This is a genomic window from Bradyrhizobium sp. 31Argb (assembly GCF_043638955.1).
Lineage (GTDB): Bacteria > Pseudomonadota > Alphaproteobacteria > Rhizobiales > Xanthobacteraceae > Bradyrhizobium.
Window position 1 is genome coordinate 1 of the sequence record NZ_JBEGDB010000265.1, and the last position, 11,140, is coordinate 11,140.

Below are 11,140 nucleotides of genomic sequence, written 5' to 3' on the forward strand. Positions count from 1 at the left end.
TTGGCGTAGAGCTCACCAGGCCGCCGCCCAGCGCGCGCACTTCAAAACAAAAAGACAACTGTAATGCTAGGCAGAAACGCTTTGCTCAATCGGTACATTGCCGGTTTCGACCCGTTGCGTCCCTTCCCGTTGCGCAAGCCGTCGGCTATTTCAACTCGCTCGCCAGGAACTGCGTGACACGATTGATCGCATCCGCGCGGGCTTCGGGATTTGACCCTATGGTCGGCGAACTTCCATCCGGCCGTTTCTGGCTGATCATTTGCGTCAGCGGAAGGTTCGGATGGTCGAAGGCGTGATGTGTGTTGGGATAGAAGTGCATGTCAATCGGAGGGCTGCCCTCGTCTTTTGCCCGCGCGACCATGTCCTTGCATGGCCCCGGAGGCGTAGCGCTGTCTGACTCGCCCATCAACAGCAGCATCGGTTGGCGGGGCCGCCAATGCGGGTCCTTGTCCGCGACCGGAGGACAGTTCGGATAAATGGCGATCGCAGCCCGGAAATCCTTTTCCGGCGGCACATCTTTCGGCAACGCGCCATTGGCGATCGTAAACAGCATTGCCATTCCGCCGTATGACTGACCAAAAATAGCGATGCTGCCGGACCGCACATCGGAGCGCGACCTCAAGTAATTCATGGCACCAAACGCGTCCCTTGGCGTCTCCCGATTTGGCAGAATGGGGCGCGAGAAAACCGGCAACAACGCGCAAAGACTGCCGTGTCCGCGAGGTTGAAAGGAGTCGATCAGGAGAACGACATATCCCTTTTGAGAGAGGACTTCGCCCCATGTTCCGTAGAGCGGGCGGACTTCGCCTTTTTCATTTGCTGCGCCGTCGCATCCGTGAACGCTGACGACTGCTGCAAAGGGTCCGGGTCCAGACGGCCTGTAAAGATAGCCATTGATGATCGTGGGCGTTCCACCCGTCAGGTCACTGTCCGTCGAGGGGAATGAGACCTTCTCTTGCGCCCTGGCTGTCGAGATCAATGCGAGAAGGAGACCGAACGCGAGTGCGATGCAATTGAAGAAAGCAATAATATTCGACTTGGAGACCGCCGCCATATTGCGCTCCATGGTTTTGCTAATCAGCTATTCAAAAAGCATTGTCGCTCCATCGACCTTCAATCGGGTCGTACCTCCGGGCATTGCGCCGGGTGCTCAACCTATAGTATTTCATAGACTTGAGGAAGGGGTATTGCCGAGAGTGTCTCAGCTGCTCGCAGGCGCGCGACGCGGCTCGATCCACATCCAGCCAGTGACGCCGGCAAGTGCGGCGCAACCCGCGGGCACCAGCATGATCGCGTGTAGCGCGCGCTCGAATGCGGCTATTGCTTCCGCACCAGCGCTCGCCTGTCCGGACATCACGGCATTGAGGGCCTCGTTGGCTTGCGCAGGCGTCGTCCCGGCAAGATGATACAAAAAGTCTGCAAAGAACGCTGCCCCGAGCGCTGCAACTGCGAGCAGGCCACCGACTCGAGCGACCGCGTTGTTGACGCCCGAAGCAATGCCGGCATGAGCTTTGCCGGCGGCCCCCATCACGGTCGACGTCAGCGGCGGAACCGTAATTGCCATCCCCGCGCCGAGCAGGACCATCGATGGAAACACGCTGATCCAGTAAGGCTGCCCGAAATCGACAAAAGCCAGCATCGCCAATCCGCAGGCCGCGACGATCGGTCCGACGGTGAGCAGCAGCCGCGGCCCCAGACGGTCAGCAACGGTCCCGGCGAATGATGCCCCGAATCCCATGATCAGTGCTAAAGGCAGCAGCGCCGCGCCGGCTTGTGTCGCGGAGTAGCCACCGAGGCGGATCAGGCCGAACGGCAGATAATACAGCGCACCTCCGAGCGCGAAGTAGAGCAACAGCGTCAAGGCATTAGTTGCCGAGAAATCGCGCGATCGATAGAGCGACAACGGCATCATCGCCCGCTCATGGAGGCGCGCTTCGATCACGACGAACGACACCAGGAAAACGGCTCCCACGCCCAGGGCGGCCAGCACTGTCTTGTCGCGAAATCCCGATGCCGGAATGGCACTCAGAGACCACGTGATCGCAGCAAGGCCAATCGCGACTGAGGCGGCGCCACCCCAGTCGAGTTGCTTTGCTCGGGGGTCGCTGCTTTCGCAGCTGAAGCGAAGCGCAAGTCCGGCCGCGGCGATGGCGAGCGGGACATTGAGGAGAAAGATCGCCCGCCACGATACCTGGTCGACCAGCCAGCCGCCCAGCATCGGACCCGCCGCCATCATCAGTGCACCTGCGCCCGCCCAGATCCCGATTGCCCGGCTCCGCTCATGCTTGCCGAAGGTCGCTCCTAACATTGCCAGACTGGCCGGCGTTAGCAGCGCGGCACCAAAACCTTGAACCGCACGGCTGGCGATAAGCACCGTGATATTCGGCGAGAGCCCGCAGACGATGGAGGCGGCGATAAAGACCGCGATGCCCAGAACAAAAATCCGGCGTCGGCCGTAGAGATCGGCCGCTGAGCCACCGATCAGCACGAGCGCGCCGAGCAGCAGCAGGTAGGCGTTGACGATCCACTGTGTCGCCGCCGCATCTGCATTCAGCGCCTGTTGGATTGCGGGCAGCGCGATGTTCACGACTGAGCCGTCGAGGAGGGCCATGCTGGACCCAATGACGGTCGCCGCCAATGTCAGCCACTTGCGTCTCTGTGACAGGGCGGCGTCAAAAGCCGGTGTCGCCTCGATGACCCCGGCGTCGCACGGTGGCCGCGCGAATCCAATCATTGGATCCCCGAGAAGGACTGATATCGCGGGTTAGCGTGCACCTGACGTATACCGTTGGCAACCCGGTGGAAAAGTTCGAGGCCGCCAGCTACCGGGCTGCTGATATCGAGGTCCAGGAGATGTGGGAGAGCTGAGCGATTCCAGTCGGCTCCTCGGGCACTCGCGCTACGCTTGCATTGTCACACACGACGTCTTGCTGGCGATGCGCCGAGATGCAATAGATCGGCCGCACGCGAAGCAGCTGGGGCGCGGGTCTGTGGTAATTAACTACCTTAAGTTGCGTGGACTTGATCGAGCGTACGCACCGTTTCGACAGCGGATCGTGCTCGAGCACAACAAATTGACGCAGAAGGTCTTGTCGGAGCTGAATAAGCGGGACGAGCCTCCCGTGCCCACGCTCGACCTGCTGACACCCGATCGGCACGCGACATTACAAATGTTCGACAGCGAGCCAGATTACCCAACGCTCCGCGACATTGTCGCGAAATACGTTGCAAACGAACAAGACCTTGCAAGCAAGCCTCGTATGGGCCGCGCTTGGGACCACATCCGCTGCCTGACGGAAAGCAAATAGCTCGTGCGGGGCGCGATGACCGGCGGATGGAAGATCAGCGATTTTGCCGCGATGATCGCGGTGCTGTGCGTCGTCGCACTGGTCGGACTGTGGGACAACGAGCGGACGATCCGTCGCAATCTCGATGCGGGCTATGCTACCAGCGCCATGATCACCGGCGCCCACGAACAGCGCCGTTTTCCATTGACGTTCGATGGTCTGCGCCCCCGCCTCCTCGATCAGGTCCATTCGCTCGATCTCACGTGGCGCGGACCCGATGGGACCGAGCGCACGCGCCAGAAGGTGCCGGTCAGCGACCAATACCTCGCGCCACTGATGGTCGGCGACAAGGTTCGCCTCGTGCCAGTGCCGATCAAGGTCGTTGACGAGCAGGAAGCCGTGCCGACCATCGTGCCGGACGCGGACGCGCGTCGGAACTACATGAATGGCTTCGCGACCTGGGTCCGCTACGGGGCCGCGATCGCCGCTTTCATTTTCGTCGTCAGTTTCGGCACCCGATGGTGGCAGCGTAACCGAGGCGTCCTTGCCGGCGCCGGGCCCGGACTGGAGCCGACGGCATGGCACATTCCTCCCCGGCTCACGATCCTGACGGTCGTTTGCCTGGGGATGGCCGGGATGATGGGATATTTTTCGCTCAGGGATGGCTGGGCAACGGCGGCCATACGCGCGCACGGCAGTGACACGACCGCGGCCATCACCGGCCTCCACGCCACGGTGGGCCGCGACCGCACGATCTCGATTGAAGTATCGTAGCCCGGGTGGAGCGCCAGCGTAACCCGGGGCCCGCTCACTCATGCTGATACACATATCCCGGGTCTACGGAGCGAGGCGGTCCCTGCCCACGAAAAACGTTTCGAGAGTCAGAAAGCGAACCGAAGTCTCGGCGCTGGTCGACCATAGTTCGATAGATGTCGGCACGGCGCGGCAACCCCGTCCGGTCCGACCATCTGGGAAATCCTTCCCGGCTCGTTCGCAGCACGCACGCTTCGAGAGAGCCGGGATGCGTATCGAACTGCCGTTGGTTCCAGTCTCGCTCGAAAAGGATTACAACCCGTGAATAATGCGAATTCGAATGAAATGAACGCCAATCCGAATGCCGGTGATGATGCGAAGCGCGGATTCGACATGCCGCTGTTCGCGATGCCGGAAGTGTATCACAGCATCGCCGAGCAAAGCATGGCGCGCGCAAAGGAGAATTGCGAAAGGATGAAGGCCGCTTCTGGCGAGATCGCTGACATCCTCAAGGAAGCCTGTTCGACCAACGCGAAAGGCGCCGCCGACTACGCGGCCAAGTTGATCGAGATCTCGGGCACGAACACCAGCTCCGCTCTCGAATTTCTCACACATCTGATGGGGACGAAGTCGCTGCCGGAGATCATCCAGCTATCGGCCACGCATGGCCGCAAGAATTTTGAGGTCACCTCCGCTCAGAACAAGGAACTGTGGGAGCTCACTCGGGAAGTGGCGAAGGAGACTGCCGAGCCTATCAGGAAGAGCCTTGCCAGGGTGCTGCGGACAGGTCCCTAGATCGAACCTCTCTTAAGCGCCACGGAGAATCGGCTGGACACAAGCGCCTCCCGCGAGAAGAGGCGGAGTCCAGCCGATGGCCCGCGGAATGCTGCTGATGCAGCAACTCGGGACATTGAGGGAGGACCAAGATGGGTATCGTCATGATCAAATGCCCGCAGACGGGACGCGCAATCCCAACGGGCATCAAAGCCGATCGCGAGAAGTTTCGATGCAGTACGGTGTTCTTCGCGCGCACCTATTGCTCGATGTGCCAGACCAGCCATGAATGGTTTGCCAAGGAAGCATGGGTCTACGAGTCGGACGAGGGAGCGAGGAGGGTGTGCTGAGCTAGCATGCCATAGCTAACCGTTCTTCAACGGTGCCTTGCACGGTGAGCGGTCCCTCCGTGGGGGCGCGCGCGGTGCTGCACTCCATTCTCGGCGGTCGGCAGCGGGGTGGGCGTGCGAGGCCTCTCATGCGCAGGCCAAGAGTGACGGTGCGGCGTCATCTCGTGCGTCGAAACAATACGGTCGATCCTGCTGCGCATGAGTTCGTAGCACTCGCATGCCGCTGCTTCGAGCCGCGGCCTGTCGATTTCGATCGAGCTTCGCCGATTGGAGCGGATTGCTCCCGTCGCGCGGAGCTTGGATACGACATGGGTCACCGTCGTTCGTCGCACGCCCAGCAACTCCGAAAGCGTCTCCTGCGTCAGCGGCAGCATGTCGCTTTCGGTCCGGTCGTGGATGTGCAGCAGCCAATGAGCCAACCGGGCTTCGACTGAGTGCAACGCATTGCAAGCCGCAACATGCTGGAGTTGCACGATCAGGGCCCTGTTGAGCCTATTGACGGCGGCCTTGAGGGCGTGGCTGTGCTCGAGCGCCGCATGGAAGCGTGCCGGAGAGAGCTGCAAAGCCGTTCCGGCGACGCGAACCACCATCGTCATCGGCGAGCGCGCCGGTCCGAGCGCCGAAAGGATGCCTACCGCGCCCTCTCTGCCGACGATCGCGGTGGCGACCGTTTGTCCGTTCGGCATGTCCATAATGTGTGCGACGAGCCCGCTGGAAGGGAAATAGATCTGCTCAATCAGATCGCCCGATCGCGCCAGGACGGCGTCGCGTTTGAGCGTCACTTTCCGGAAATGGGGCGCAAGCAAATCCAGGTCCGCTTGCGGCAGCGCGGCCAGAAGTCGATTTTCAATCCTGGTCTCATGCTCCATCGCGGGAAAGCTCCTTCCCAGAGACGGAGTGCAGTTAGTGCCGGGGACGCACGCGCACTAAGCCACCACGCCGGACCACTAAAAACGCCGCGCGAAGAAAGTTCCAAATGGGGCCTGCAGCGCCAGGGGCGCGTGCGCCACGCCGGCTGGGAGGTCAATACCCCGGATTATGGCGTGGGCCGTCACCGCTTCTCCGGCGCGACCTTGTAGCCGACGATACGCGTGTTCCAGACGCAGGGGGTGGCATCGTTGGCCCATTGCTGTGTCGCCCACAATGTCTTGCGGTCCACGGGGTCGAGCGCGGTCAGGATGCCGACCGAATTCCCCATCGGGCTCACGTTCCTCTCATTCGGGCAGGTGTAGGGATGCGCGCCCGCGACGATCGTCGTCGGGCCGGTGAACGTGTTGGCCGGATCGTCCTGTCGGCGGGTCCAGAGCAGCACCGACAGGTTTGTGCGCGCGCTTGAGGACGTGCCGACGATGCCTAGGTTCCCCGTATCATCCGCGCCAATCGTGCCAAACTCCAGGTGATTGTCAGGGCTGGCAATCTTCGCCGTCTGGCCGACCACGCAGGCGGTCGGCTGCGAGCAATCGAGGTCCATCCAGATCAGCAAATTGTTGGCATCAGCGCCCTGCGCCCCGCAGGACTCAGTGCATGGTCCAGTGCCGAGGACGCCGTACAAGTGCGAGCCGTGCTGGACGACATTCATCAGGCGGTGGCTGGTTGCGGCGCGAAGCGTGACGTCGCTGCCGGCCTGCGGGATCGACATGGTCTGGCCGCAGCACGGTGTGTTGTAGAGCCACTTGTTCTCCTTCGAGCCGATATCGGTCTTGATCACCTGCTGAGCGCCGCCGGCATTGTAGGTGCCGGTGGCGCCATTCCAGGTGAACGTGTTCACGATCCAGTGGAACGAGAAATTGGTGGAGCGCTGGCAGGAGTATTGCGCCGCGTGGTCGCAGCTCTTGTTGGCAAAGAACGCCGGAGCCGATGCGGCTTTTGATCGATCGTGGTCAACCGCAGGGACGATGTCGAGCGGCAGGTTGTGGCCGCGGTTGATATGGGGTGGCGCTGTGCCTTGCGCGATCGCCTTGACCTCTACCGGCGGCACGGCAAAGCAGTCGTAGGACACGCCCGGCACCGTGTTCGGATTGTCGTCGCCGGCGTGCCCGCCGCAGATGTACACGCCGTTCTTGTCGTAGCCCAGCTTGATGCCGGGATTGCGGTCGAGGCATGGGCCGCCCTGCAGGCAGGACAGGTAGGTTCCACCCCACGAGTCCGTCGCGTCGGCGCTGGCGCTCACAAGCGTGCAGTCGTTGGCGCAGGTCACGGTGATGATCCAGCGCTCGATGAACTCGTTGTAGACGATATGCGGCTCGAACGGCCCGCCGCCTTTGGCCGGGTTCGGGTCGAGCCCGGCACTGCGGATCAGTGCGGCCAGCGGCGTGGATTTCAGGAGCTTGCCCGCAGTGTCGTACACGTTGACGTTCTGCCACGTGACCTGCACGACCTGCTTGCCGCTCGCGGCAACGTCCATCTCCGCCCGATCACAATGGATCGGCCCTCCGTTCGACTTGCACACCGCCTGACCCGGTCCGCGGTCGCCCTCGAACGAGTTGACGGTCTGCGCTCTCGCTGCTCCGCAAGGAGACAGCATGGGCAGGATGATCAGCAGAGCACCAAGGGCAAGCTGCTTTCCGGTTCGTCGGTTAGACATGGTTTGGCTCCGCGGGTCAGGCCGTCTCTCGAGCTCGCGCCAGGGACGGCGCGAGCGTTTCGTTTCAGCCATTGCTAGAAGTTGAAGGTTGTAGAGACCAGATAGGTTCTGGGCGCGCCGAGATAGACGTATCTGTTGGTGTTGGCGCCCTGCCAGTAGTTCTTGTCGAACAGGTTCTCGACCTGGAAGCGCACCACCACCGGCTTGTTATTCCACGGCGCCGTAAAGGTGTAGCGCGCACCGGCGTCGTAGCGTGTCCAGTCCGAGACCAGGAGCGTATTGGCCTGATCAGCGAAGAAGCTGCCGGTATAGATCGCGCGTCCCGTCAGCGTCAGGCCGCGCAGGAACGGCACATCCCACTCGCCGCCGAGATTGAGCTGTGTGTCGGGCACGCTGAAAGTCCGGTAGCCGTCAAACTGCCCGCGCTCGGTCTTGTCCTGACGCGCATCGATGAACATCACGCCACCCAGCAGCCGCACGCCTGGCGTGACCTCACCGAAGACATTCAGCTCGACGCCGCGGTTGCGGCTCTCGCCGGATTGCGTCAGCGTATTGGTGACGAAATCGACGAGCTGCAGCGGCCGGTTAATGTCGAAGGCGCTGACGGTCGTCGTGATCCGGCCCCAATCGACTTTGGCGCCGACTTCATACTGCCGGGTCCGATAGGGTGGCAGCACCTGGCCGGCATTGGCATACTGAGCGCCGACCACGGTGCCGGCCTCGAGCCCTTCGATGTAGTTGGCATAGATGGAGACGTTCTCCAGCGGCTTGATTACCACCGCATAGGCCGGCGTCGTTGCTGAAGTGTCATAGCCGCCGGTTTGCAGACCGGTCGTCGCACTGAACGCCCGGCTCTCGACATATTGCTGGCGCACGCCCGCGGTGAACTGGACGCGACCGTTCGCCACCGACATGGTGTCGGCGATGCCGAAGCTCGACAGATGCGTATCCGAGATTTTTGGCGGTGCTCCGACCGAGATCAGCGGCGTTGGGCTCGGACGCGGGCTATAGAGATTGGACGTGAAGGCCGTGCCCGTCGTGTTGATGATCCCGACCTCGCCTTCGGATCCCGTCGCGTTGAAATTGATCGCGTGGTGGATTGGCCCGGTATCCACCGAGGCACGGAAGCCCGCCTGCACCGCCGCCTGGTCGCGGGTCTGGCTGTTCAGTCGCGGCGAACCGTCGAAATTGCCGTTGAGGTTGGTGAGCCTGATATCCGAATAAAGATACCTGGTCTCGCCCTGTACCACGCCAGCCTGGGCGTAGGCCGTCAGGTTTTCGGTGATGTCGACCTCACCCTGCACGAGGCCGAACTTGCCCTCGCCGTTCCAATAGCCCCAGCTTGGCATGAAGCTCGCCCGTGCATCCGGCGGCACCGGCACGCCGGTCAGGGCCGGACCAAGCACCACGTAGCGCGTCATGGCGTCGATGTTATTCTTCTCGTAACCGACATCCGCGGACAGACGGACGCGCTCGCCGCGGTAGTCGAGGCCGAGCGCTGCGGTCCCGAGCTCCTGGCTCTGGTTGGCGAGCTCGGTATCGCCATTGCGATAGCTGCCGTTGAATCGAACGCCGAATTCGTTGGCCTCGCCGAACCGGCGACCGACATCGAAATGCGTGCCGAACTGCGAGCGTGACGCATAGGTGTTGGTTAGCTGCGCGATCGGGTCGTCGCCGGCACGCTTGGTGACGAGATTGATGCTGCCGCCGACGCCACCGTCCGGCGGCATGCCGTTGAGCAGCGCGCCCGGTCCCTTCAGCACCTCGACGCGTTCGATCGCCGCCAGCGACGAGAACGAGAAACCCGATGCGATGCCGTACAATCCGTTGATGCCGTAGGCCGAACTCGGCACGTTGAAGCCGCGGATGGACACGAAGTCGAAGCCGTAGGCGCGCGGCGCGTAGGAGCGGATCGACGGCTCGTTGGCGAGCACGTCATCGAGCTTTCGCGCCTGCTGATCCTGGATCGTCTGCGCGGTGTAGCTCGTCTGGTTGAACGGCGTGTCCATCACGTTGCGATTGCCGAGCATGCCGACCTGGCTGCCCGAAGCCACCTGCCCGCCCGCATAGGACGGCGGCAGGCTGCCGATCATCCCGGTTGGCGGTGTCGTCCGCGCACGAGGCTCGACGGGGCGCGGAGCTGCACGCGGTGCAGTTGCGGCATTTTGGCGCGGTGCGACACGACGCGCTGCGCGCGGAGTTGGTGCGTGCACCTGCACGGCCGGAAGCTCGTGCGACGTCTGCGCAACGGCTGCGTCTCCGCCATCAATCGTCAACGCAAGTGCGCTTGCTGCAGCCAGAAGGGTTTTCTTGTGAAGTGTAGTCCCGCGCGTCATCAGATCAGTCGCCCCAAAATCCCCAGCCGACTTCTGTCGGCTACCGAGATCGCGACCTACAGGAGGTCGTGGTGCGGTCACAATGCGGCGGGCTTAGATTCCATCTAGCTTTTCACGCAGATTCAGAGATGAGATGCTGAACACAACTCGCCGCCGCGCACGGCGCGATTTGACAAAAGCGACGACGTTTGATCTTCGACGTTCATTTGTTTTTGATCTGCCGTCATCCACGAGAATTCAACTAAACAATCTCGCTTCGATACGTGCAGGCGCGTGTATGCAGCGAGGGCTTGCATGCACGACGTGCATTTGAACGGAAGAAACGACCTCCAACGGTCAGCCTAGCACCTTCTTCTGCAGATAGCTGAAGGCAACGAGGACCAGCACGGCGCCAAGGATCCGGAGCAGATAGAGCATGCCCTGAGGCCATCCATCATAGCGTACATCTTGGTGGCTCTTGTCCAAGTGGATGCCCGGTATCACTGAATCCAGAGCTAACAGGAAAGGACTTTTCGGTTGGTACGAACCTGCTGCCAGACGATTGGAGGCGTGCCAGAAGATTCCCCAGCCAAGCAGCACGAATCCGAGGATCCACAAGAAGCCTACTTCCGGATGGAAGCCGTAATCGGCTACAAGCCATGTGAAAGTGAGGCCAACAAAATCCAGCGACGCTATGTCCGCCCAGTGCCAGTCTTGGTTGTTCTTGGCAATCAGGATTTTGTCGGAGTTGTGGGTTTCACCCCGTTGTGCATATGACTTGGCGATCAGCGTATATGGCTCCAGGTCCGGGCGGCCGTTAGTGCGGATCCCGGCGTATGCATCCATGGCGCGGATGACCGGCATCGGGTCCGGACCGAGATAGGCATTGGCGAAGATGAACTGGTCGAGCTTGATCCGCTGGGGCGATGCGCCCGCAGGGCTGACCTGAAAGGTGAAGACCCCATGGTCCACGGACTCAGTGATGCTCAGCTCTGGTTTATTGGTAACCGGCATGAGGCCCCCACCTAGCCATCCTTCGGCTTGCGCGCGATACAGCCTGGCATGAGCGGATCGGTG

10 protein-coding genes are annotated in these 11,140 nt (G+C 61.9%); 4 read left to right on the forward strand and 6 right to left on the reverse strand.

The window, feature by feature from the left end:
* Positions 1–145 precede the first annotated feature (145 nt).
* Together AAFX91_RS33300 and AAFX91_RS33305 are read right to left on the reverse strand one after the other, a co-directional pair.
* Entirely contained in the window at positions 146–1,054 is a 909-nt protein-coding gene (locus tag AAFX91_RS33300) for a dienelactone hydrolase family protein (RefSeq protein ID WP_394569389.1), read from the reverse strand.
* Between the two features lie 147 nt (positions 1,055–1,201).
* Positions 1,202–2,734 (reverse strand): MFS transporter, encoded by a 1,533-nt coding sequence (locus AAFX91_RS33305; protein ID WP_394569390.1) that lies wholly within the window; start codon positions 2,732–2,734, stop codon positions 1,202–1,204.
* A gap of 322 nt (positions 2,735–3,056) precedes the next feature.
* On the opposite strand from AAFX91_RS33305, the gene AAFX91_RS33310 reads away from it, so the two are divergent.
* The 4 genes from AAFX91_RS33310 (at position 3,057) to AAFX91_RS33325 (ending at position 5,164) form a co-directional block, all read left to right on the forward strand.
* Positions 3,057–3,308: a hypothetical protein gene (locus AAFX91_RS33310; RefSeq protein ID WP_394569391.1), complete on the forward strand. Its 252-nt coding sequence runs from the start codon at positions 3,057–3,059 to the stop codon at positions 3,306–3,308.
* 51 nt (positions 3,309–3,359) lie between these two features.
* Entirely contained in the window at positions 3,360–4,061 is a 702-nt protein-coding gene (locus tag AAFX91_RS33315) for a hypothetical protein (protein WP_394569392.1), read from the forward strand.
* Positions 4,062–4,361: 300 nt separating this feature from the next.
* Positions 4,362–4,835 carry a phasin family protein gene (locus tag AAFX91_RS33320; RefSeq protein WP_130578730.1) on the forward strand — a complete coding sequence of 158 codons (474 nt, stop codon included), beginning with the start codon at positions 4,362–4,364 and terminating at the stop codon, positions 4,833–4,835.
* Positions 4,836–4,966: 131 nt separating this feature from the next.
* On the forward strand, positions 4,967–5,164 hold the full coding sequence (locus tag AAFX91_RS33325) for a hypothetical protein (protein ID WP_130578729.1): 198 nt from the start codon (positions 4,967–4,969) through the stop codon (positions 5,162–5,164).
* Positions 5,165–5,190: 26 nt separating this feature from the next.
* On the opposite strand, the gene AAFX91_RS33330 is transcribed toward AAFX91_RS33325, so the two are convergent.
* The 4 genes from AAFX91_RS33330 to AAFX91_RS33345 all read right to left on the reverse strand — a co-directional run.
* Positions 5,191–6,033 (reverse strand): Crp/Fnr family transcriptional regulator, encoded by an 843-nt coding sequence (locus tag AAFX91_RS33330; RefSeq protein ID WP_130578728.1) that lies wholly within the window; start codon positions 6,031–6,033, stop codon positions 5,191–5,193.
* Between the two features lie 182 nt (positions 6,034–6,215).
* Entirely contained in the window at positions 6,216–7,748 is a 1,533-nt protein-coding gene (locus tag AAFX91_RS33335) for a hypothetical protein (RefSeq protein WP_130578727.1), read from the reverse strand.
* A gap of 74 nt (positions 7,749–7,822) precedes the next feature.
* Positions 7,823–9,841, reverse strand: a complete 2,019-nt coding sequence (locus AAFX91_RS33340; RefSeq protein WP_245476016.1) for a TonB-dependent siderophore receptor — start codon at positions 9,839–9,841, stop codon at positions 7,823–7,825.
* Between the two features lie 579 nt (positions 9,842–10,420).
* A partial coding sequence (locus tag AAFX91_RS33345; protein WP_394569393.1) for a hypothetical protein occupies positions 10,421–11,140 on the reverse strand: 720 nt, incomplete at its 5' end.

Excerpts from the sequence above, each read along its gene's own strand:
- AAFX91_RS33325 (WP_130578729.1), top strand. The coding sequence starts at position 4,967 with ATGGGTATCGTCATGATCAAATGCCCGCAGACGGGACGCGCAATCCCA.
- AAFX91_RS33330 (WP_130578728.1), bottom strand. The coding sequence starts at position 6,033 with ATGGAGCATGAGACCAGGATTGAAAATCGACTTCTGGCCGCGCTGCCG.
- AAFX91_RS33300 (WP_394569389.1), bottom strand. The coding sequence starts at position 1,054 with ATGGCGGCGGTCTCCAAGTCGAATATTATTGCTTTCTTCAATTGCATC.
- AAFX91_RS33315 (WP_394569392.1), top strand. The coding sequence starts at position 3,360 with ATGATCGCGGTGCTGTGCGTCGTCGCACTGGTCGGACTGTGGGACAAC.
- AAFX91_RS33335 (WP_130578727.1), bottom strand. The coding sequence starts at position 7,748 with ATGTCTAACCGACGAACCGGAAAGCAGCTTGCCCTTGGTGCTCTGCTG.
- AAFX91_RS33305 (WP_394569390.1), bottom strand. The coding sequence starts at position 2,734 with ATGATTGGATTCGCGCGGCCACCGTGCGACGCCGGGGTCATCGAGGCG.
- AAFX91_RS33340 (WP_245476016.1), bottom strand. The coding sequence starts at position 9,841 with ATGATCGGCAGCCTGCCGCCGTCCTATGCGGGCGGGCAGGTGGCTTCG.